This is a genomic window from Caballeronia sp. RCC_10 (genome assembly GCF_041360715.1).
Lineage (GTDB): Bacteria > Pseudomonadota > Gammaproteobacteria > Burkholderiales > Burkholderiaceae > Caballeronia > Caballeronia grimmiae.
In genome coordinates this window covers 738,618-760,366 of sequence record NZ_JBFUPT010000001.1, presented here as the reverse complement: position 1 = coordinate 760,366, position 21,749 = coordinate 738,618, and the positions used below count along the sequence as shown (strand labels likewise).

Annotated in this window: 17 protein-coding genes; 10 read left to right on the top strand and 7 right to left on the bottom strand. The window is 64.5% G+C overall.

Annotated features, from left to right (window positions below; all coding sequences use genetic code 11):
• Nucleotides 1-12: 12 nt before the first annotated feature.
• Entirely contained in the window at nt 13-2,151 is a 2,139-nt protein-coding gene (gene metG / locus AB6804_RS03615; RefSeq protein ID WP_370885252.1) for a methionine--tRNA ligase, read from the bottom strand.
• 216 nt (nt 2,152-2,367) lie between these two features.
• On the opposite strand from metG, the gene AB6804_RS03610 reads away from it, so the two are divergent.
• Together AB6804_RS03610 and AB6804_RS03605 are read left to right on the top strand one after the other, a co-directional pair.
• Entirely contained in the window at nt 2,368-2,547 is a 180-nt protein-coding gene (locus AB6804_RS03610; protein WP_370885251.1) for a type II toxin-antitoxin system HicA family toxin, read from the top strand.
• Between the two features lie 36 nt (nt 2,548-2,583).
• Nucleotides 2,584-3,003 (top strand): type II toxin-antitoxin system HicB family antitoxin, encoded by a 420-nt coding sequence (locus tag AB6804_RS03605; protein WP_370885250.1) that lies wholly within the window; start codon nt 2,584-2,586, stop codon nt 3,001-3,003.
• 216 nt (nt 3,004-3,219) lie between these two features.
• On the opposite strand, the gene AB6804_RS03600 is transcribed toward AB6804_RS03605, so the two are convergent.
• On the bottom strand, nt 3,220-3,876 hold the full coding sequence (locus tag AB6804_RS03600; protein WP_035961071.1) for an OmpA family protein: 657 nt from the start codon (nt 3,874-3,876) through the stop codon (nt 3,220-3,222).
• Nucleotides 3,877-4,147: 271 nt separating this feature from the next.
• Between AB6804_RS03600 and apbC the strand changes: the two genes are divergently transcribed.
• From apbC to AB6804_RS03580, 4 genes are all read left to right on the top strand, one after another.
• The gene (gene apbC, locus AB6804_RS03595; RefSeq protein ID WP_370885249.1) at nt 4,148-5,236 is read left to right on the top strand and encodes an iron-sulfur cluster carrier protein ApbC; all 1,089 of its coding nucleotides are present in this window, start codon (nt 4,148-4,150) and stop codon (nt 5,234-5,236) included.
• Nucleotides 5,237-5,356: 120 nt separating this feature from the next.
• Nucleotides 5,357-5,890, top strand: coding sequence for a superoxide dismutase family protein (locus tag AB6804_RS03590; RefSeq protein WP_370885248.1), 534 nt, complete (start codon nt 5,357-5,359; stop codon nt 5,888-5,890).
• A gap of 167 nt (nt 5,891-6,057) precedes the next feature.
• Entirely contained in the window at nt 6,058-6,627 is a 570-nt protein-coding gene (dcd, locus tag AB6804_RS03585; protein ID WP_014190693.1) for a dCTP deaminase, read from the top strand.
• A gap of 87 nt (nt 6,628-6,714) precedes the next feature.
• Nucleotides 6,715-9,000: an arginine/lysine/ornithine decarboxylase gene (locus AB6804_RS03580; protein WP_035960554.1), complete on the top strand. Its 2,286-nt coding sequence runs from the start codon at nt 6,715-6,717 to the stop codon at nt 8,998-9,000.
• A 76-nt stretch (nt 9,001-9,076) separates the two neighbouring features.
• On the opposite strand, the gene gstA is transcribed toward AB6804_RS03580, so the two are convergent.
• The 4 genes from gstA to AB6804_RS03560 all read right to left on the bottom strand — a co-directional run bounded on the left by gstA (nt 9,077) and on the right by AB6804_RS03560 (nt 13,205).
• The gene (gene gstA, locus AB6804_RS03575; RefSeq protein ID WP_370885247.1) at nt 9,077-9,682 is read right to left on the bottom strand and encodes a glutathione transferase GstA; all 606 of its coding nucleotides are present in this window, start codon (nt 9,680-9,682) and stop codon (nt 9,077-9,079) included.
• Nucleotides 9,683-9,874: 192 nt separating this feature from the next.
• Nucleotides 9,875-10,807, bottom strand: coding sequence for a bestrophin family protein (locus tag AB6804_RS03570; RefSeq protein ID WP_370885246.1), 933 nt, complete (start codon nt 10,805-10,807; stop codon nt 9,875-9,877).
• Between the two features lie 117 nt (nt 10,808-10,924).
• Nucleotides 10,925-12,328, bottom strand: coding sequence for an argininosuccinate lyase (argH, locus tag AB6804_RS03565; protein WP_370885245.1), 1,404 nt, complete (start codon nt 12,326-12,328; stop codon nt 10,925-10,927).
• A gap of 67 nt (nt 12,329-12,395) precedes the next feature.
• Nucleotides 12,396-13,205: a helix-turn-helix transcriptional regulator gene (locus AB6804_RS03560; protein ID WP_370885244.1), complete on the bottom strand. Its 810-nt coding sequence runs from the start codon at nt 13,203-13,205 to the stop codon at nt 12,396-12,398.
• 113 nt (nt 13,206-13,318) lie between these two features.
• Between AB6804_RS03560 and AB6804_RS03555 the strand changes: the two genes are divergently transcribed.
• A complete protein-coding gene (locus AB6804_RS03555; protein ID WP_370885243.1) occupies nt 13,319-14,083 on the top strand; it encodes a methyltransferase domain-containing protein in 765 nt (254 codons plus the stop codon).
• Between the two features lie 19 nt (nt 14,084-14,102).
• Here AB6804_RS03555 and ppc read toward each other — a convergent pair whose 3' ends face one another.
• The gene (ppc, locus tag AB6804_RS03550; RefSeq protein WP_370885242.1) at nt 14,103-17,105 is read right to left on the bottom strand and encodes a phosphoenolpyruvate carboxylase; all 3,003 of its coding nucleotides are present in this window, start codon (nt 17,103-17,105) and stop codon (nt 14,103-14,105) included.
• Nucleotides 17,106-17,385: 280 nt separating this feature from the next.
• Here ppc and hemC point away from each other — a divergent pair, with 280 nt between their 5' ends.
• The 3 genes from hemC to AB6804_RS03535 are packed head-to-tail and all read left to right on the top strand — an operon-like array spanning nt 17,386 to nt 21,676.
• The gene (hemC, locus tag AB6804_RS03545; RefSeq protein ID WP_370885241.1) at nt 17,386-18,420 is read left to right on the top strand and encodes a hydroxymethylbilane synthase; all 1,035 of its coding nucleotides are present in this window, start codon (nt 17,386-17,388) and stop codon (nt 18,418-18,420) included.
• Nucleotides 18,420-20,483, top strand: a complete 2,064-nt coding sequence (gene hemDX / locus AB6804_RS03540; protein WP_370885240.1) for a fused uroporphyrinogen-III synthase HemD/membrane protein HemX — start codon at nt 18,420-18,422, stop codon at nt 20,481-20,483. The genes hemC and hemDX overlap by 1 nt, the downstream gene beginning before the upstream one ends.
• Complete coding sequence (locus AB6804_RS03535; protein WP_244794816.1) at nt 20,483-21,676, top strand: heme biosynthesis protein HemY; 1,194 nt, start codon at nt 20,483-20,485, stop codon at nt 21,674-21,676. The genes hemDX and AB6804_RS03535 overlap by 1 nt, the downstream gene beginning before the upstream one ends.
• Nucleotides 21,677-21,749 lie beyond the last annotated feature (73 nt).

The following is a 21,749-nucleotide window of genomic DNA, read 5'->3' as shown; positions in this document are numbered from 1 at the left end:
AGCCGATGCGCCTTACTTCACGCGCATGCCCGGCTTCGCACCGCTGTGCGGCTCGAGGATGTAAAGGCCCGGTTCGGCTTTCTCGTTTGCGGCGGAGGCCGCGAGCACCATGCCTTCCGACAGGCCGAACTTCATCTTGCGCGGCGCGAGATTGGCGACCATCACCGTCAGCTTGCCGATCAGATCCTGCGGCTGATACGCCGACTTGATGCCCGAGAACACGTTGCGCGTCTTTTCCTCGCCGATGTCGAGCGTCAGTTGCAGCAGCTTGTCGGAACCTTCGACCGCCTTGCAATCGACGATCTTCGCGATGCGCAGATCGACCTTCGCGAAGTCGTCGATGGAAATGACGCCGGACTCTTCGCTCTTCGCTTCCACCTTTGCGTCCTTCTTTGCGGCGGTCTTCGCCACTGCTGCCGGTGCGTCCGTCGCCGCTTGCAGCGAGTCGCGATTCGCCGCCAGCAACGCCTCGATCTGCTTCGGATCGACGCGCGTCGTCAGGTGCTTGTACGCGTTGACCGCGTTCGCCGACGACAGCGGCTTGTCCGCGTCCGCCCAGACGAGCGGCGCGATGCCGAGGAACGCCTCGACCGATTCGATCAGCTTCGGCAGCACCGGCTTCAGCGCGAGCGACAGCAGGCGGAACGCTTCGAGGCTGACGCTGCAGGTTTCGTGCAGCGCGACCGCGTTCGCCGGGTCCTTCGCCTGTTCCCACGGCTTGGCGGAATCGACGTAGTGGTTCACCGCGTCGGCGAGTTCCATCGTCGTGCGCAGCGCGCGGCCATATTCGCGCGACTCATAGAATCCGGCGATCTGCGGGATTGCGCTGCGCAATTGCACGACCAGCGGATGCTGCATCGCGCTGTCCTGCACGCGGCCATCGAATCGCTTGATGAGGAAACCCGCCGCGCGGCTCGCGATGTTCACGTACTTGCCGACGAGATCGCTGTTCACGCGCGCCTGGAAGTCCTCGAGGTTCAGGTCGATGTCTTCCATCGTGCTGTTCAGCTTCGCCGCGAAGTAATAGCGCAGCCACTCCGGGTTGAGCCCGGTGTCGATCACGCTTTGCGCGGTGATGAACGTGCCGCGCGACTTCGACATCTTCGCGCCGTCCACGGTCAGGAAGCCGTGCGCGAACACGTTGGTCGGCGTGCGATGGCCGGAGAACTGGAGCATCGCGGGCCAGAAGAGCGTGTGGAAATACAGGATGTCCTTGCCGATGAAGTGATACTGCTCGGCCGTCGAATCCGGCTTGACCCACGCATCGAAATCGACGCCGATGCGATCGGCCAGATTTTTGAAGCTCGCGTAATAGCCGACGGGGGCATCGACCCACACGTAAAAGTACTTGCCCGGCGCGCCGGGAATCTCGAAGCCGAAATACGGCGCGTCACGCGAGATGTCCCAGTCGGCGAGTTTGGCATCGCCCTTGTCGCCGAGCCATTCGCGCATCTTGTTGGTCGCTTCCGGCTGCGCCAGACCGCCGACCCAGCCGCGCAGAAAATCTTCGCAGCGCGGGTCGGACAGGCGGAAGAAGTAATGCGTCGATGTCTTGCGGATGGGCGTCGCGCCCGAGACGACCGAGTACGGGTTGACCAGCTCGGTCGGTAGATAGGTCGAGCCGCAGACTTCGCAATTGTCGCCGTATTGGTCTTTCGCGCCGCACTTCGGGCACTCGCCCTTGATGAAACGGTCCGGCAGGAACATTTCCTTGACCGGATCGTAGGCCTGCTCGATGTCGCGTGCGTCGATGAGGCCGGCTTCCTGAAGCGCGCTGTAAATCGAATTGCACAGGACGCGGTTTTCCTCGGCATCGGTCGAATAGTAGTTGTCGAACGAAATGCCGAAGCTGTCGAAATCGCGCTTGTGTTCTTTCCAGACGCGCTCGATCAACGCTTTGGGCGTGATGCCTTCCTTCTCGGCGCGCAGCATGATCGGCGTGCCGTGAGTATCGTCCGCGCCGACGTAGTAGACCTCGTGGCCATGCATTCGCAGCGTCCGAACCCAGATATCCGTCTGAATGTACTCGACCATGTGGCCGATATGAATCTGACCGTTCGCATACGGCAGTGCGGACGTGACGAGGATCTGGCGGCGGCCGTTCGTGGCGGCGGACGCGGCGGCGGCAGTGGCGGAAATCGGTGCTGACATAGAGGCGCGGCCTGGAGGGAATTGCTTCGGATTGTGGAAAAAGCGGACTTTCGATTTTAGCAGGGCGGGGGAGGAAGGCAGGGGAGGGACTGCGGGGCGCCAAAACCGCTGCCCGATTGCAACTACAACATACAACATTTGAGTTGCATTTTTCGCTTAGCATGATACAACATTGGTGTTGTATGTTTCTCTCTCCGAACGCTCAACGGAGAGACCGTGAAATACAGCGAGTTCCGCAGATGGCTGCGCGAGCAGGGCGCAATGTTTTCGCCCGGTAAAGGAAGTCACTTTCGCGTGACACTGAACGGCAGGACCACCATTTTCCCTGATCACGGCAGTAAGGAGATCGGCACGAAACTGGTGGCACAGATCAAGAAACAACTTGGACTGAAATAAGCGGGAGTCGCAATGTTCTCTGGAGAATCTACCGTCATGCTGTCTTATCCAGTGAATCTGGAACTCGACACGAACAACAGTTACCTTGTCACCTTCCCCGATATTCCGGAAGCCATTTCCGCCGGAGACGACGAAGACGAGGCGCTTCTCAACGCGCTCGACGCGCTGCAAAGCGCGATCGAGATTTACTTCGACGAAAAGCGCGAACTGCCGATGCCTTCCAAGCCGAAAAAAGGCCAGCCGGTCGTCATTCTGCCGGCGCTAGTGGTGTCGAAGGTGCTGCTGGCGAACGAAATGCTCCGGCAGGGTGTGCGAAAGGCCGAGCTTGCACGCAGGCTGAACGTGCATATGCCGCAGGTGGATCGGCTGCTCGATCCGCGGCATTCGTCGAAACTGGAGGCAATCGAGGCGGCGTTGTTGACGCTTGGCAAGCGGCTGAGCATCTCGGTCGCCTGACCCGGTGTCAAAACCGTCCGCACAAAAAAAACCGGGGTCCATTGGGGCCCCGGAGCAACAACGACAAGAGGAGAATGGCAGGCGATGGTCCAGCCATCCACCTACCGTAACAACAGACAAGCGCCGCGCCGGCAAGTTTCAAATTTTTTTGAGACACCTTCCACCGGATGACGCCTCAGCGCGCCCGCTCGTCCATTCTCCTGCAATATCAGATACTTACTGCACTTGACCCGGCTGCGCGGTCGCGCGCAGATAGATCTCCACGCGACGATTCTGCGCGCGGCCCGCTTCCGTCGAATTGTCGGCGATCGGCTGGTTCTGGCCCATGCCCTGCGCCGACAAACGCTGCGCCGGAACGCCGTGCGTCGAGATGTACGAAGCCACGCTCTGCGCGCGGTTCTGCGACAGCGTCTGGTTGTAAGCCGCCGTGCCGGTGTTGTCGGTATGGCCGACGACGCTCGCGATCAGTTCCGGATGCTGCTGCAACGTTTGCGTGACCGAGTTAAGAACCGGATCGAACGACGGCTTGATCGCGTAGCTATTGGTATCGAACGAGATCGAGTTCGGGATGTTGACCTTGAGCGAGCCGTCTTGCTGCTCGGTCACTTGCGTGCCGGTGCCCTTCGAATCGCCGGAAATCTTGTTGCGGATGGCCTGCCAGTTGTAGCCAGTGATGCCGCCAACCGCCGCACCCGTCGCCGCGCCGATTGCCGCGCCCTTGCCGCCGCCGAAAATCGCGCCGATGCCAGCGCCCGTGGCCGCGCCGACGCCCGTGCCGACGGCCGCATTGGTACCCTGCTGCGATGCGCAGCCGGCAACGAGTGCGCCGACGACGGCGAAAACGGACAGGCGGGTCAACAACTTCGTATTCATCTTGATCTCCTTTGATTCAAAAGCGTTTCGGCGACACGCGCCGACAATGCGAAAGGGTCTTCGGACGGGCTTTCGGACGAGCCTCTACAATAACGGGAATATTGAGAAACACGTCTGTGCGCCCGGTGCGATGCGTCCCCGGATAGCAACAGCAGCGGCATAGTGCAGCGCAGGACGACTCGCGCGCAACGGCGTTAACAATTACTTTCAATTTCCTCAGTTTGTTGCAATGCGACGGCCGATTTGGCAACAAGCGTTCCCTGGAGTTTCAATGAGCATTGACCGCGCGCGGATCGACACCGCACTCGCCACCCTGACCGATCCGAACACCAACCGCAAGTTCGTCGATACGAAGAGCATCCGCAACGTTTCCATCGAAGGCGGCAAGGTTGCGGTGAGCGTCGTGCTGGGCTATCCGGCGAAGACGCAGTTCGCTGCGATCGGCAGCCTCGTCGCCGATGCGCTGCGCCAGGTGCCCGGCGTGACCGACGTTTCCGTCGATGTAACCTCGCAAGTCGTCGCGCATGCGGTGCAGCGCGGCGTCAAGTTGTTGCCGAACGTCAAGAACATCATCGCGGTGGCGTCGGGCAAGGGCGGCGTCGGCAAGAGCACGACCGCGACGAATCTCGCGCTCGCGCTTGCGCAGGAAGGCGCGTCGGTCGGCATGCTCGACGCGGACATCTACGGCCCTTCGCTGCCGATGATGCTCGGCATTTCCGGCCGCCCCGAATCGCCGGACAACCAGTCGATGAATCCGCTCACCGGCCACGGCATCCAGGCGAACTCGATCGGCTTTCTGATCGAGCAGGACAACCCGATGGTCTGGCGCGGCCCGATGGTCACGTCCGCGCTCGAACAACTGCTGCGCCAGACGAACTGGAAGGACCTCGATTACCTCGTCGTCGACATGCCGCCGGGAACGGGCGACATTCAGCTCACGCTGTCGCAGAAGGTGCCGGTGACGGGCGCCGTGATCGTCACGACGCCGCAGGACATCGCGCTGCTCGACGCAAAGAAGGGCCTCAAGATGTTCGAGAAGGTCGGCATTCCGATTCTCGGCATCGTCGAGAACATGAGCACGCATGTGTGCTCGAATTGCGGCCACGAAGAGCACATCTTCGGCGCGGGCGGCGGCGAGCGCATGGCGAAGGAATATGGCGTCGAGATTCTCGGGCAGTTGCCGCTCGATATCTCCATCCGCGAACGCACCGATGCGGGCCAGCCGACGGTCGTGTCGCAGCCGGAAAGCCGCATCGCCGAGACGTATCGCGCGATCGCCCGGCGCGTCGCCATTTCGATTGCCGAGCGCCAGCGCGACATGACGTCGAAGTTCCCGAGCATCGTCGTGCAGAACACCTGACGCCGGTCGTCTGGACGTGTCTTTCGCGAGCCTTGTGCGGTGCGGCTCGCGGTATCATGTCGCCTTCGAAGCGCGGCAACGTGGACGCACGGGGCGTCGGCGGGCCGCCAAGAGGATCGCATGAGAGACAGATTCGACGGGAGGGCGCTTGCCGCCTTGTTCGCCACGGCCGCATGCAGCATTGCGCTGAGCGGCTGCGGCATCATCTTCCAGAATCACGAGAAACTCGCGGACGCCACGCTGAAGCCCACGCCCGGCAACACGGCGCGGGGCACCATCACGCTGATCGAGCGATCGGACGGCGTCCAGGTCACCTACAGCATCACCGACATGCCGCCTAACAGCGATCACGCGTTGCAGGTGCACGAACGCGGCGACTGCATCGCCGTGAACGGGGCCGACGCAAGCCCGGTCTTCGCGCTGCCCGGGGAACGGGCACGCCCGAGCGGGCGGCTCGAGGGCGAGCTTGGCAACATTCACGCGGACGCCAATGGCACGGCCACGGGCTTCATCGTCGCGACGGACGTGTCGCTCGACGGCGTGCGCTCGGTTATCTCCCGCGCGATCATGCTGCATCGCGAAGCCACGGAGTCTTATACGATGAGCCCGCACAACGTAGGTCCGGCGCTTGCCTGCGGCGTCATCCGGCGCTGAGCGCGCCGGCCAGACAGCCGGCTTCGTGCCGCACTTCATTCGCGTAAAATACGCGCTTCGTTTTTATCATTCGTCTTTCGTCTGGCCCAGCCGGGTCATGCGCCGTTTCACCGAAGGCCTGCGGTCGGATCGCGCGATCGCAAGCTGCAACGCTGGGTAGCGTTCCTATGAGCATCAAGTCCGACAAGTGGATTCGGCGCATGGCCGAAGAGCACAAGATGATCGAGCCGTTCGTGCGCGATCAGGTGCGCGTGGCCGAGGACGGCCGCAAGATCGTGAGCTACGGAACGTCGAGCTACGGCTACGACATCCGCGTGGCCGACGAATTCAAGATCTTCACGAACATCAATTCCACCATCGTCGATCCCAAAGCGTTCGACGAGAAGTCGTTCGTGGACTTCAAGGGCGACGTCTGCATCATTCCGCCGAATTCGTTCGCGCTCGCACGCACCGTCGAGTATTTCCGCATTCCGCGCTCGTGCCTGACCGTGTGCCTCGGCAAGTCGACTTACGCGCGCTGCGGAATCATCGTGAACGTGACGCCGTTCGAGCCGGAATGGGAAGGCTACGTCACGCTCGAATTCTCGAATACGACACCTTTGCCTGCGAAGATTTATGCGAACGAGGGCGTGGCCCAGGTTCTGTTCTTCGAAAGCGACGAAATTTGCGAGACGTCCTATGCGGATCGCGGGGGCAAGTACCAGGGGCAGCACGGCGTGACGCTGCCGAAGACCTGAGCCTCGCATCGTCAGACACGCGCACGCAGTTGAAAGACCGCTGATCCGACGCTCGGGCAGCGGTCGTTCCATTTGGAGATTCGCCTCATGAAGTTCCGCTTTCCCGTCGTCATCATCGACGAAGACTTTCGCTCCGAGAACATTTCGGGTTCCGGCATTCGCGCGCTGGCCGAGGCGATCGAGCGCGAAGGCGCCGAAGTGCTCGGCCTGACGAGCTACGGCGATCTCGCCGCGTTCGCGCAGCAATCGAGCCGCGCGTCGTGCTTCATCCTTTCGATCGATGACGACGAGCTGCTGCCTTACGCCGACAACGTCGTCGTCGAAGGCGATACGCCCGAGCTGGCCTCGGCGATCGTCGCGCTGCGCGCGTTCATCGACGCCGTGCGCCGCCGCAACGCCGACATTCCCATTTTCCTGTACGGCGAAACGCGCACGTCGCGGCATCTGCCGAACGACATCCTGCGCGAACTGCACGGCTTCATCCACATGTTCGAGGACACGCCGGAGTTCGTGGCGCGTCACGTCATCCGCGAGGCGAAGGTGTATCTCGATTCGCTCGCGCCGCCGTTCTTCAAGGAACTGGTGCAGTACGCGGAAGAGGGTTCGTACTCATGGCACTGTCCGGGGCACTCGGGCGGCGTCGCGTTCCTGAAGAATCCGCTCGGGCAGATGTTCCATCAGTTCTTCGGCGAGAACATGCTGCGCGCGGACGTGTGCAACGCGGTCGAGGAACTCGGCCAGTTGCTCGATCACACCGGGCCGGTCGCGGCGTCCGAGCGCAACGCGGCGCGCATCTTCAGCGCGGATCATCTGTTCTTCGTGACGAACGGCACGTCGACGTCGAACAAGATCGTGTGGCACGCGACGGTCGCACCGGGCGATATCGTCGTCGTGGACCGCAACTGCCACAAGTCGATCCTCCACGCGATCACGATGACGGGCGCGATCCCCGTGTTCCTCACGCCGACGCGCAATCACTTCGGCATCATCGGTCCGATTTCGCGCAACGAGTTCAAGCCCGAGGTCATTCGCAAGAAGATCGAAGAGAATCCGTTCGCCCGCGAAGTGCTGGCGAAGAATCCGAAGGTGAAGCCGCGCATCCTGACCATCACGCAGAGCACGTATGACGGCGTGATCTACAACGTCGAGATGATCAAGGACCTGCTCGGCGACATGCTCGACACGCTGCATTTCGACGAAGCGTGGCTGCCGCACGCGGAGTTCCATTCGTTCTATCAGGACATGCACGCGATCGGCGCGGGCCGGCCGCGCACCGGCGCGCTGGTGTTCGCGACGCACTCCACGCACAAGCTGCTCGCCGGCATCTCGCAGGCGTCGCAGATTCTCGTGCAGGACAGCGAGAACAGCACGTTCGACCGTCATCGCTTCAACGAGGCGTATCTGATGCATACGTCGACGTCGCCGCAATACGCGATCATCGCGTCGTGCGATGTCGCCGCCGCGATGATGGAAGCGCCCGGCGGCCCGGCGCTCGTGGAGGAATCGATTGCGGAGGCGCTCGATTTCCGCCGCGCGATGCGCAAGGTCGACGCCGAATACGGCGACGACTGGTTCTTCAAGGTCTGGGGCCCGGACGCGCTGGCCGAGGAAGGCATCGGCGATCGCGAGGACTGGATGCTGAAGCCGAACGACCGCTGGCACGGTTTCGGCCCGCTCGCGGAAGGCTTCAACATGCTCGACCCGATCAAGGCGACGATCATCACGCCGGGGCTCGATGTCGACGGCGAGTTCGGCGACACCGGCATTCCGGCCGGCATCGTGACGCGCTACCTGGCGGAGCACGGCATCATCGTGGAGAAGACGGGGCTTTATTCGTTCTTCATCATGTTTACGATCGGCATCACGAAGGGCCGCTGGAACTCGATGGTCACCGAGCTTCAGCAGTTCAAGGACGACTACGACAACAATCAGCCGCTGTGGCGCGTGTTGCCGGAATTCGTCGCGCAGCATCCGTCGTATGAGCGCATCGGCTTGCGCGATCTGTGCCAGCAGATTCACAGCGTCTATCGCGCGAACGACATCGCGCGTTTGACGACCGAGATGTATCTGTCGAGCATGGAGCCGGCGATGAAGCCGTCCGAAGCGTACGCGAAGCTCGTGCACCGCGAGATCGACCGCGTGCCGATCGACGAACTCGAAGGCCGCGTGACGAGCATTCTGCTCACGCCGTATCCGCCGGGCATTCCGCTTCTGATTCCGGGCGAGCGCTTCAATCGCACGATCGTCGATTACCTGCGTTTCGCGCGTGAGTTCAACGAGCGCTTCCCGGGCTTCCATACGGATATTCACGGGCTCGTCGGCGAGATGATCAACGGGCGCATCGAGTATTTCGTCGATTGTGTGCGTGATTGACACCTTCGCTTCATATGCTGCAAATGAAAACGGCCCGCGAGGGCCGTTTTTTTTATCGCTGAAGGGCTGCGATGCGTCAGATCAGGCCTTCGGCCTTCATTGCCGCTTGAACCGCAGCACGTGCGCCCACGCGCGACTGATAGGCGGCCAGCGCTGGCCACTTGTTTACGTCGAGATCGATGTGCGGCGCCCAGCTAAGCACGGTGAAGAGATACGCATCGGCGATGCCGAATTCACTGCCGAGCAGGAACTGCTTGTCGTCGATGTGCTTCGCGACGTAAGCCAGACGGCGCTCGAGATTGGCCATCGCTGCCGCTTTCCAGTCGCTCGACGCGGCCGGATTGAAGAACGGCGAGAAGTTCTTGTGCAGTTCGGTGCCGATGAACGTGAGCCATCCTTGCAGGCGATAGCGCGCCATGGCGTCGGCGAGCGGCGCCAGATGCTTCGCGGGCACCTGATCGGCGATGTACTGCATGATCGCCGGGCCTTCGGTGAGCAATTCGCCGTTATCGAGTTGCAGCGCGGGCACGTAGCCTTTTGCGTTGATCGCCGTGAAATCCGCGCCGCTTGCGGTCAGCTTCGTTTTCAGATCGACTGCTTCGATCTCGTACGGCAGACCGGACTCTTCAAGAACAATGTGCGATGCAAGCGAGCATGCGCCGGCTTTGTAAAACAGTTTCATTCGAATCTCCAAGTGAATCGCGGAGCATTATGAACGATTCGAATGGCAGCGGGCAGTGACGGGCGAGGAATGGTTCATGTCGTCGGGCGAAACGATGGGCTGTGGGAAGCGGTGATGAATCGGTGCGCGTGAGCGTCGCGGAAGCAGGGACGACCTCACCAGACGCCTCGTCAACCCGCCCCGCCTTCGCCGCTAATCAACGATAAACATCCGCGACGGCTCCCGCGCGGCGGGCGGCGCGGAAGCAAACCCCGGATCGGCCGCCATATCGTGCAAGGCGGCTTCGAGCGTCGCGCATATCGCGCTCAGCGCGAGATCGTTCTCCTCCAGCCCGAACGGGTCCTCGATCTGCGCGGCGATCGCTTCCAGCGCCATGAACGCGTAGGCCACCAGCAGCGCGAAGAGCGGCGTCAGCACGCCCGCGCCATCGACGAGGCCGAACGGCAGCAGAAAGCAGAACACGTAGATCGTGCGATGGATCATCACCGAGTAGGAAAACGGCAGCGGCGTCGATGCAAGCCGCTCGCATCCGCCGACGACCACCGAGAGCGCATTCAGGTTGTGATCCATCGCGAGCACCGCGTAGCCGTCGAGCGACGCTTCGCGCTTGCGCTCCGCGATCCATTCGCCAAGCCACAGCAGGATCGTCGCGGGCTTGTATTGCGCGGCGTCCACCCGCGCGAGCAATTCGGGCGGCAGGCGCGGCGCGAGATCGGCGGATGCATCGGTGCCGCGCAACTGGTGCCGCAGCGCATGAGCGAAGCCGCCGATCGCGGCGAGAAAGCGCCGTGTCGCTTCCGTATCGCGCGGATGCTGCAACGCCAGCGCCTGCCGCGCGAGCGAACGCGCCGTGATCAGCAGCGATCCCCATAGCTTGCGGCCTTCCCACCAGCGGTCATAGCTCGCGCTGTTGCGAAAGCCGAGAAACACCGCGAGCGCGATCCCGACGAGCGCGAACGGCGGCGTGCCGAGCCCGATCGGATAGTGGCGCATGTGGTCGTGCATGAAGATCGCCGCGACCGACAGCGCGAAGATCAGCCCGAGGCGCGGCAGCAATTGCGGCAGCACGGAGCCGCGCCAGACGAACAGCATGCGGAACCAGTGCAGCTTGGGGCGAATGATCATGATGGAACGCCAGGGACGATCACGCGATTATCCCGAAATGCCGGCAATCGCGTGGCGACAAAAAAGGCCGTCGAATCCGACGGCCCTTCATGCAATGCGTGCGATGCAAGCGCGCGTTCAGAGCGCCGCCCGCGCAGCCTTCGCCGCCGCGCGCACTTGATCCGGTGCGGTCCCGCCCGGATGATTGCGGCTCGCGACCGAGCCTTCGAGCGTCAGATAGTCGAACACGTCTTCGCCGATCAGATGCGCGACGTTCGGCAACTCGATGCGCATCGCGTCGAGCGACAGGTCCGCGAGATCGCAGCCGCGATCGTCACAGATGCGCACCGCGTGCGCGACGGCTTCGTGCGCGTCGCGGAAGGGCAGGCCGCGCTTCACGAGATAGTCCGCGAGATCGGTGGCCGTCGAGAAGCCTTGCAGCGCCGCAGCGCGCATCGCTTGCGGCTTGACCGTGATACCCGCCGCCATCTCCGAAAAGATGCGCAGCGTATCGGCGACGGTATCGACCGTATCGAAGAGCGGTTCCTTATCTTCCTGATTGTCCTTGTTGTACGCCAGCGGCTGGCCCTTCATCAGCGTCAGCAGCGCCATCAGATGCCCGTTCACGCGACCCGTCTTTCCGCGTGCCAGTTCGGGCACGTCGGGATTCTTCTTCTGCGGCATGATCGACGAGCCGGTGCAGAAGCGATCCGCCAGATCGATGAAGCCGACGCGCGGGCTCATCCACAGCACCAGTTCTTCCGAGAAGCGCGACACGTGCGTCATCACGAGCGCGGCCGCCGCCGTGAATTCGATCGCGAAGTCGCGGTCCGACACGGCGTCCAGCGAATTGGCGCAAATGCCGTCGAAGCCGAGCGACGCGGCCACCGCGTGACGGTCGATCGGATAGCTCGTCCCCGCGAGCGCCGCCGCGCCGAGCGGCAGGCGATTCACGCGCTTGCGGCAATCGCGCATGCGTTCGGCATCGCGGGCGAACATCTCGACGTAGGCGAGCAGGTGATGCCCGAACGTCACCGGCTGCGCGACCTGCAAATGCGTGAAGCCGGGCATGATCGTGTCGGCATTTTTCTCGGCCATGTCGATGAGCGCGCCGCGCAGGTCGGTCAGCAGGCCGCCGATGCGGTCGATCTCGCCGCGCAGCCACAGGCGGATGTCCGTCGCGACCTGATCGTTGCGCGAGCGTCCGGTGTGCAGGCGCTTGCCGGCATCGCCGATCAACGCCGTCAGGCGCGCCTCGATGTTCAGGTGCACGTCTTCCAGGTCCAGCTTCCACTCGAACTCGCCGCGCTCGATTTCGCCCTTGATCTGCGCCATGCCGCGCTCGATGGCCGCGAGGTCATCGGCGCTGATGATCTTCTGCGCGGCGAGCATGGATGCGTGCGCGAGCGAGCCTTGAATGTCGACGAGCGCAAGCCGCTTGTCGAAAAACACCGACGACGTATAGCGCTTGACGAGCTCCGACATCGGCTCGGAGAAGCGAGCCGACCAGGCTTCGCCTTTTTTGTGGAGTTGGGACGTCATGGTGATGTTTTCAGCGGTTGGAGCGGCTTTGCGTCAAGCCGGAAGACGAAGATTTTAACATTCGGGACTATTCCGACCCGACCAGAATCACCAGCTTCAGATCCTCGCGATGCGCGGGCTTGAACGTGATCTGATTGAAAACGATGCGCCCGCGCACCGGATGCTGAAACGCGCGCTCGCCGCCTTCGCGCTCGAAGACGTCTTGTGAGGCCCAGTAACGCGCGAAGGCATCGCTGGCGGCTGTCAGCGAATCGATCAGCGCGCGCGTGGGCGGATCGTTCAGGTGACGGATGGAATCGGCGCGAAATTCGGCGGCGAGCCGACGCGCGCGCGTGTCCCAATCGACGATCAATTCCCGTGCGGCCATCGACGTGAACGTGTACGCCAGCAGATTGCGGTCGTGCTCGCCGTCGAGCCAGCCGACGAACAGCTCGGCGGCGGGCGCGTTCCAGCGCAGCGCATTCCACTGGCGGTCGAGCACGTAGGCGGGCGCGCCGATCAGCCCGACCGTCTGCAGCAGCGCGGCCGGCACGTCCTGCGCGGCGGGATCGGGCTCGGCGGGATCGCGCTGGGCGGCGAGTTCGAACAGGTAAGCCCGCTCGGCGCGCGACAGTTGCAGCGCGACCGCGATGCGCGCGAGGGCATCGGCGGAAGCGGACACCGGGCGGCCCTGCTCGATCCACGTGTACCACGTCGGGCTCACGCCGCAGAGCTGCGCGACTTCCTCGCGCCGCAGCCCGGGCGTGCGGCGGCGCGGTCCCGGCGGCAAACCGACGGCGAGCGGCGACAGGCGTTCGCGATGCGTGCGGATGAAATCGCCGAGTGCGCGGGCAGGCGTCTCGGGCAACGGCTCGGAAGAGTTTTTCTCAGCGTTCATTCAGACTTCGACGGGTGGTTCCGATACCAGAATATCTACTCAACTTGTACTGGTACAAGGCGGGCTCTATTGTAGCGGCAGGCACTTCAGCCGACGACAAAACGGAGCCCACGATGAAACACCACGAACAGGTCGCCGACGCCTTTGGCTCGACCGCCGCCGCGTATCTCACGAGCCAGGTTCACGCGACCGGCGCGGACTTGCAGAACCTCGCCGCGACCTTCGCGGCTACCTGCGGCAACGCGACGGTGCTCGACATGGGCTGCGGCGCGGGCCACGCGAGCTTTGCGATCGCCCCGCATGTGCGGGAAGTGGTGGCGTACGACATCGCGCCGCAGATGCTCGCCACGGTCGATGCCGCCGCGAAGGAACGCGGCCTCACGACCATCCGCACGCAGCAGGGCGCCGCCGAGACGCTGCCGTTCGACGACGCATCGTTCAACTGGGCCGTGAGCCGCATGAGCGCGCATCACTGGCGCGACGTGCCGCGCGCGCTCCGGGAAGCGCATCGCGTGCTGAAGCCGGGCGGGCGGCTGAAGTTCATCGATATTGCGGGCATCGACGATCCGCTTTACGACACGCATATCCAGGCGATCGAATTGCTGCGCGACGCGTCGCACATTCGCGACTATCGCGCAAACGAGTGGATCGCGATGCTCGACGCAGCCGGCTTCGACGCGCAGGTGACCGAGCGCTGGCGCATTCCGCTGGAATTCGAAGCGTGGGTAGCGCGGATGCGCACGCCGCCGGAGCGCGTGACCGCGATCCGCTCGATGTGGACGAGCGCGCCCGACGAAGTGCGCCAGTACTTCAGCGTGCAGGACGACTGCTCGTTCGAACTGGACGCGCTGATGATCGAGGCGAAGCGCCGCAACTGACGCGTTCGCCCCGGGATCGTCAGCCAGTATTGCGCAGGCCTGCCGCGATCCCGTTGATCGTCAAATGAATGCCGCGCCGCAGCCGCACGTTCTGGTCTCCCGAGCGATGACGCTTGAGCAGTTCCACTTGCAGGTGATTCAGCGGATCGAGATAGGGGAAGCGGTTCTTGATCGATCGCGCGAGCAGCGGGTTGTCGGCAAGCCGCTCGCTCTTGCCGGTGATTTCGCCGAGCACGCGGCAGGTGCGCTCGTGTTCGGCGACGATCCGCTCGAACACGAGCTTGCGCAGCTTCTTGTCGCTGACGAGCTGCGCATAGCGCGAGGCCACCGCGAGATCGGTTTTCGCGAGCACCATGTCCATGTTCGACAGCAGGTTCTGAAAAAACGGCCACGTCTTGTGCATCTTGCGCAGCGTGGCAAGGCGCTTGGTGCGGTCGGCGTCGGATGCGGCCTGATCCAGATAGGCCGTGACCGCGCTGCCGAAGCCGTACCAGCCCGTCAGCAGCAAGCGGCACTGTCCCCATGAGAAGCCCCACGGAATCGCGCGCAAATCCTCGATCTTGCGATGCTTCGGGTCCTGCAGCTTGCGCGACGCCGGCCGGCTGCCGATGTTCAGCTCCGCGATCTCCGCAATCGGCGTGGACGAGAAGAAGTAATCGGTGAAGCCGGGCGTCTCGTAGACGAGCGCGCGATACGCGGACATCGCCGCATCGGACAGCGTCTGCATCGTCGCTTCGAACTTCGGCAAATCGGCGGGCGCGTTTTCGTGCGGCAGGAGCGTAGCTTCCAGCGTCGCGGCGACGACCGTTTCCAGATTGCGCCGCCCGATTTCCGGATTGCCGAACTTGCTCGCGATGACTTCGCCTTGCTCGGTCAGGCGAATCTGGCCGTCGACGGTGCCGGGCGGCTGCGACAGGATCGCCTGATAGGTCGGGCCGCCGCCGCGTCCGACGGTGCCGCCGCGCCCGTGGAACAGCCTGAGCGTCGTGCGCCGCTGCTTGAACAACGCGACGAGCGCCAGTTCCGCGCGATACAGCTCCCAGTTCGACGTGAGAAAGCCGCCGTCCTTGTTGCTGTCCGAATAGCCCAGCATGACTTCCTGCTCGCCGCCCTGATTCTCGATGAGCGCATCGACGCCCGGCAGCGAGAAGAGATCGCCCATGATGACGGGCGCATTGCGCAAGTCCGCGATCGTCTCGAAGAGCGGAATCACCATGAGGCCATCGCGCGCGGGATCGTCGTCGCTGCCGAGGCAGCCTTGCAGGACGCCGGTTTCCTTCTGCAGCAGCATCACTTCCAGCAGGTCGCTGACGGTTTCCGTATGGGAAATGATGTAGTTGCGCACGGCGCGCGTGCCGAATTTCTCGCGGGTCACGCGCGCCGCTTCGAGCACGCCGAGTTCGCTCGTCGCGAGGTCGGAATAGCGCGCATAAGGCAGACGCAGCGGACGCGGCTGCGCCAGTTCCTTCAACAGCACGCGGCGCTTGTCTTCCTCCGAAAGCGCCGCGTAGTCCTGCTCGACGCCGCCGCGCGACAGCAATTCCGCGACGACGGCTTCGTGGATGTCAGAACTCTGCCGCAGATCGATGCTCGCGAGATGGAAGCCGAACACTTCCGATGCCCGCGCGAGCGGCGACAAGCGCAGCGAGGACAGGGACGCGCCGTGATGCTCCGCGAGCGAATCGATCAGCACGTGCAGATCGCGCGTGAACTCGGCGGCGTCGGCGTAGGGCGTCGCGCGGACCGGCGTCGCGCCGCGTCCGGCGCTGCGCACGGACACCGCGCCCTCGCCGAGCCGCACGCGCGCGCTCGCGGCGAGCCGCGTGTAGATGCCGATCAGCGCCCGGCGGTACGGCTCGTCCGTGCGATGCGGCGAGCGGTCTGGCGACGCATCGGCGAGTGCCTGCAGCGCCGCGCTCGATCCGGACAGCAGCTCCGACACCGACAACTCCGCGCCCAGCTTGTGCACTTCTTCGAGATAGTGTTCGAAGATGACGGTCGCCTGCCGGGTGATCGCGTTTTCGAGCGTCTCGGCGGTGACGTTCGGATTGCCGTCGCGGTCGCCGCCGATCCAGCTTCCCATCTGGAAGAACGGCGGCAGGCGCGCGGGCAGGCCGTGCTCGGCGAGCGCGGCTTCGATATCGGCGTAAAGCGCGGGAATTTCCTGCAGAAAGGTCGCGCGATAGTAGGACAGCGCGTTCTCGATCTCATCGGCAACGGTCAGCCGCGCGTCGCGCAGCATGCGCGTCTGCCACAGCGATGTCACCCGTGCACGCAGCACCGCTTCGTTCCGCGCACGTTCGCGGGCGGTCAGTTCCTGATCGCGCTCGGCGAGCAGCCGGGCGATGTCGTGCTGCGCATCCAGGATGCTCTTGCGCTGCACTTCGGTCGGATGCGCGGTGAGGACGGGAACGATCAGCGCGTCATCGAAGAACTTCTGCAGCAGCTTGCGCGTCGCGCTGACGTTCTTCTGTTCGCGCATCCGCTCGATGGCATAGGCGATTGCGCCGGGCCGCGGCGCGGTGCCCGCGAGCGCGTGAATGCGCCGGCGGCGGTTGTGATGCCGGTCTTCTGCGATATTCGCCAGGTGCGAGAAATAGCTGAACGCGCGCACGACGCTCACCGTCTGCTCCGGCGACAGCGCGCGCAGGCGTTTTTCCAGCGCCTGCGACGCATCGACATCGTCTTCGCGGCGGAATTTCACGGCGGTCTGACGGATGGTCTCGACCATGTCGAACACGGCGTCGCCTTCCTGCTCGCGCAACACTTCACCGAGCAGCCGGCCGAGAAAGCGGATGTCCTCGAAGAGCGGGCGGTCCTTGTCGTCGCGGGCGCGGTTCGTGGGCTTCGCGCGTTCGGCGGATGTCTCTTCGATGACGGCGTCGGCCTTCGGCTTCTTGCGCGGCGTCACGCGGTCCGATTTCTTCGATGGCTTCGCCTCGAACGCGAGCGGCGCGTCAGAGGATGAGTCAGGCAATGCGCCGTTGCTGCTGGCCGGGCGGGCCGATGCGGAAGACGTCACGTTGGATTCCTCTTTGATGCAAGCCAGAGAACATCGGCAGACGCGGCGGCCGGGGCCGGCGTCCTGGGCGTGTCATGCGGATCAGCGAAAGCGGACGTGCTCGAAGCGCGGTGTGGGCGCGCACGTGTCTCCCCGTGCCGCGGCCACGCACGGCGCCGACCTCGCAGGCGCTCGGAAAGGCGCACCAGACAAGGCTCCGGCGTGCCGCCCGCGCCAAATGGACCCTGGCGTGCGTGCTACCATTATTCGTTATTTCATCCCGTCATTCGATCGAGCATCAATGAATTCCGAGACGCATTCAACGACACCGCCCGCCACGCTCATCATCGCGTCGAGGGAAAGCCGGCTCGCCATGTGGCAGGCCGAGCACGTGCGGTGTGCGCTGCACAAATTATATCCATCTTGCGACGTCAAAATTCTCGGAATGACGACGCGCGGCGATCAGATTCTGGATCGCACGCTGTCCAAAGTCGGCGGCAAGGGGCTCTTCGTCAAGGAACTCGAAGCCGCGCTCGCCGAAGGCCGCGCCGATCTGGCCGTCCATTCGCTGAAGGACGTGCCGATGCGATTGCCCGAGGGCTTCACGCTCGGCGCGATTCTCGAACGCGAAGACCCGCGCGATGCCTTCGTGTCGCCGCATTACGCATCGCTGGCGGAACTGCCGGCGGGCAGCGTCGTCGGCACGTCGAGCCTGCGCCGCGAAGCGATGATCCGCGCGCGTTTCCCGCACCTGGAAGTGCGGCCGTTGCGCGGCAATCTCGACACGCGCCTCGGCAAGCTCGATCGCGGCGACTATGCCGCCATCATTCTCGCGGCGGCGGGACTCAAGCGGCTCGGCATGGAAGGGCGCATCCGCGCGTTGCTCGATGCGTCGGAGAGTCTGCCGGCTGCCGGTCAGGGCGCGCTCGGCATCGAGATTCGCGCGGACCGCGCCGATCTGGCCGCGTGGCTCGAGCCGCTGCACGATGAAGCGACCGCGCTCGCCGTCGAAGCGGAACGCGCGGTGTCGCGGGCGCTCGGCGGAAGCTGCGAAGTGCCGCTCGCCGCGTACGCGCATTGGCGTGACGACGCGCTCTATCTGCGCGGCGCGGTATCGCTGCCCGATGGCAAGCGCGTGCTGCGCGCCGAAGAGCACGTGCGCGCGCCCGATCTCGCGGGTGCGCTCGCGCTCGGCCAGCGCGTGTCCGCGGACCTGGAGGCGCAAGGCGCGATGGACATCGTCAACGCGCTCTCAACGATGAGCCGCGCCGATGCGCCCAATGCGGCTCCGGCGCGGGACGACCGAGTGCCGCCGTCGGCGGCGGACCCGTCCTGATGGCGAGCCAGCGCCGCGCCACCGTCGTCATCACGCGGCCGGGCGGGCAGTCGTCGGGGCTCATCGAGCGGCTTCATCGCGCGCAGTTCGATGCGTTCGAATTTCCGCTGATCGACATTGCCCCCGTCGCCGACGACGCCCCGCTGCGCGCCGCCCTCGACGAACTCTACGGCCCCGGGCGTTACGCGCTCGTCGTGTTCGTTTCCCCGAACGCCATCGATCACGCGTTCGGCCGTCTCTTCGCGCCGTGGCCGGCGGACGTGCCGGTGGCCGTAGTCGGGCCGGGCAGCGTCGCGGCGCTCGCGCGGCAAGGCGTGAGCGCGCCGGGGCATCGGGTCATCAGTCCATCGGCGGAGCATGCCGATCCGCGTTTCGATTCCGAGGCGCTCTACGCGGCCATCGAAGCGCATTTCGGCGCGAACGGGCTCGAAGGCAAGCGCGTGCTGATCGTGCGCGGCGACGGCGGGCGCGAGTGGCTCGCCGGCCGCCTCGCGGAAGCGGGCGCGCGCGTCGAGAAAGCGGCGGCGTACCGGCGTCTGTTGCCGGAGCCGTCGATGCAGAAGTGGGAGCGCATCCACACGCTGCTCGCCGGCGAACCGCACGCGTGGCTGCTGACCAGCTCGGAAGGCGTGCGCAATCTCGACGAACTGGCCCGCGAGCATCTCACCGCCGACGAAATCGCCCGGCTGAAGCGTGCGCCGGTGCTCTGCCCGCATCCGCGCATCGCCGAAGCCGCGCGCCAGACGGGTTTTGATAGGATTACGGTGTCCGGCGCCGGCGATGAGCGCATCGTGGAGACGCTGGAAACCCTGTTTCCGCAAGATGCCGCCGCGCAGCCGCGTAGCACCGGAGCATCGATGTCGTCATCGGCGGCTGTATCGACGGACAACACACCGGCCCATTCGCCGGACAACTCACCGGCCCATCAACCGGCTCAATCACGCATGACTGATTCGAACGATTCCAAGAAAGCTTCACCTCAGCCGAACGTGACACCGCCGCTGCCTCCCAACACGCCGTTCACGCCCTACGAGCAGCAGAAGCGGCGGGGCGGCGCGGGCACCGTATTGTTGTGGTTCGTCGTCGCCATCGTGGCGATTGCCGCGGGCGCGGGCGGTTACGCGCTGAACCGCAAGGTCGACCGCAAGGAACAACAACTGACGCAGCGCGTGGCGCAGGCCGATGCGCAAAACGCCGATTTGCGCGCGAAGGCCGAACAGGCCGCGAGCGCAACCGGCGCGCTCAACACGCAGATCATCCAGTTGCAAGGCAAGCTCAACGATGCCGAAGCGCACAGCCAGGCGTTGCAGCAGCAGTATCAGGACCTCGCGAGCAATCGCGACGACTGGACGCTGGCTGAAGTCGAGCAGATTCTGTCGAGCGCGAGCCAGCAGCTGCAACTGACCGGCAACGTGCAGCTCGCGCTGTTCGCGCTCGAGAGCGCCGACACGCGCCTCGCCGCGACGACCGGCCCGCAAGTGGTGTCCATCCGCAAGGCCATCGCGCAGGACATGGACAAGCTGAAAGCCGCGCCGACGACCGATCTCACCGGCCTCGCCATCAAGCTCGATACCGCCATCGAACAGATCGACGGGTTGCCGCTCGCCGGCGAAGCGCCGATCGAGCGTGCGCGCGCACAGGCCGCGACGCCCGCCGATAGCGCGTCGATCGCGGCGGCCACCGGCGAGCCGCGCTGGAAAGTGCTGTGGCGGCAGATCACGACCGGCATCGGGCAGCAACTGGCGAGTCTCGTGTCGGTGCGGCGCATCGACAACGCCGACGCCATGCTCACGTCGCCCGATCAGGGTTACTTCGTGCGCGAGAACGTGAAGCTGCGGCTGTTGTCCGCGCGTCTGTCCTTGCTGTCGCGCAGCGAACCAACGCTCAAGTCCGATCTCGAGGCCGCCGACGCGTCGCTGGGCCGCTACTTCGATCCGTCGTCGAAGAAAGTGCAGGCCGTGCGCGAGCTCGTGAAGCAGGTCGAACAGGCGTCGCTCGCGGTCGCCGTGCCGAACCTGAACGCGAGCCTCGCCGCCGTGCACCAGTTCAAGCGAGGCGGATGATGACGATTCGTGGACTCATCTGGCTCGCGCTGCTGTTCGCGGTCGCGGTGATCGTCGCGACGGTCGGCGGTTTCAACGGCGGACAGGTTCTGTTCGTGGTGCCGCCGTATCGCGTGGACCTGTCGCTGAACCTGTTCGCGGTGGCGCTCGTCGTGCTGTTCATCGTGCTGTATGCGCTGATTCGCGCGGCGCGCGGCGTGTGGAAAATGCCGGAGCGCGTCGCCGCATACCGGGCGCGCAGCCGTCTTGCAAAGGCGAATGCGTCCTTGCGCGACGCTATCGGCCATCTGTACGCGGGCCGCTTCTCGAAGGCGGAGAAAGCCGCCCGCGATGCGCTTTCCGTCGATGCCAACAAGGGCGCGGCGGGTCTCGTCGGGGCGCACGCGGCGCATCGGCTGCATGAATACGCGCGCCGCGACGAATGGCTCACGCACGTCACCGGCGCAGACTGGCAGGATGCCCGCCTCATGGCGACCGCCGACATGCGCGCCGACGGCCGCGACGCGGACGGCGCGCTCGTCGCGTTGACGGAAATGCAGGCGCAGGGCGGCCGGCGCATCCACGCGCAGCAGATCGCGTTGCGCGCCCAGCAGCAGTTGAAGAACTGGGGCGAAGTGCTCAAGCTCGTGCGGATGCTGGAGAAGCGCGAGGCGCTGCATCCGGCGGTCGCGGTGCGGCTGCGTCAGGTTGCGGCGGAGAATTTGTTGCGCGATCGGCGGCACAATCCCGACGCGCTGCTCGAATTCTGGCAGTCGCTGTCGGTGACGGAGCGCCAGTCGCCGCGTCTCGCTGATCTTGCCGCCGAACTGCTGATCGCGCTGGATCGCCGTGCCGAAGCGAAGAAGATCGTCGAAGACGCACTCGCGCATAACTGGGATGCGCGCCTGTTGCGGCGTTATCCGGATTGCATCGTCGGCGGCGACGCGGTCCCGCTGATCCAGCGCGCCGAGGCGTGGCAGAAGGAACGCACCGAGGACGCGGATCTGCTCTTCACGCTCGGCAGGCTCTGCTTGCATCAGCAGTTGTGGGGCAAGGCGCAGGCGTTCCTCGAATCGGCGCTGAAGCTGGCCGACAACGAACCGCTGAAGATTCGGACGCATCGGGCGCTGGCTCGTCTGCACGAGCAACTCGGCGATGCCGACAAGGCCGCCGAGCACTATCGCGCGAGCGCACTGGCGATGAACGTCGTGTAAGACGAATTCGAATCCGAAGTCCTTGAAAGCCGCAGCTGCGTGAAGCGCTGCGGCTTTTTCATTTCTCCGCGTC

Coding starts and splice junctions, on each gene's coding strand:
- dcd (WP_014190693.1), top strand. CDS start 6,058: ATGAGCATCAAGTCCGACAAGTGGATTCGGCGCATGGCCGAAGAGCAC.
- AB6804_RS03605 (WP_370885250.1), top strand. CDS start 2,584: ATGCTGTCTTATCCAGTGAATCTGGAACTCGACACGAACAACAGTTAC.
- AB6804_RS03570 (WP_370885246.1), bottom strand. CDS start 10,807: ATGATCATTCGCCCCAAGCTGCACTGGTTCCGCATGCTGTTCGTCTGG.
- AB6804_RS03590 (WP_370885248.1), top strand. CDS start 5,357: ATGAGAGACAGATTCGACGGGAGGGCGCTTGCCGCCTTGTTCGCCACG.
- metG (WP_370885252.1), bottom strand. CDS start 2,151: ATGTCAGCACCGATTTCCGCCACTGCCGCCGCCGCGTCCGCCGCCACG.
- gstA (WP_370885247.1), bottom strand. CDS start 9,682: ATGAAACTGTTTTACAAAGCCGGCGCATGCTCGCTTGCATCGCACATT.
- AB6804_RS03600 (WP_035961071.1), bottom strand. CDS start 3,876: ATGAATACGAAGTTGTTGACCCGCCTGTCCGTTTTCGCCGTCGTCGGC.
- AB6804_RS03560 (WP_370885244.1), bottom strand. CDS start 13,205: ATGAACGCTGAGAAAAACTCTTCCGAGCCGTTGCCCGAGACGCCTGCC.
- argH (WP_370885245.1), bottom strand. CDS start 12,328: ATGACGTCCCAACTCCACAAAAAAGGCGAAGCCTGGTCGGCTCGCTTC.
- hemDX (WP_370885240.1), top strand. CDS start 18,420: ATGGCGAGCCAGCGCCGCGCCACCGTCGTCATCACGCGGCCGGGCGGG.
- AB6804_RS03555 (WP_370885243.1), top strand. CDS start 13,319: ATGAAACACCACGAACAGGTCGCCGACGCCTTTGGCTCGACCGCCGCC.
- AB6804_RS03535 (WP_244794816.1), top strand. CDS start 20,483: ATGACGATTCGTGGACTCATCTGGCTCGCGCTGCTGTTCGCGGTCGCG.
- AB6804_RS03580 (WP_035960554.1), top strand. CDS start 6,715: ATGAAGTTCCGCTTTCCCGTCGTCATCATCGACGAAGACTTTCGCTCC.
- apbC (WP_370885249.1), top strand. CDS start 4,148: ATGAGCATTGACCGCGCGCGGATCGACACCGCACTCGCCACCCTGACC.
- hemC (WP_370885241.1), top strand. CDS start 17,386: ATGAATTCCGAGACGCATTCAACGACACCGCCCGCCACGCTCATCATC.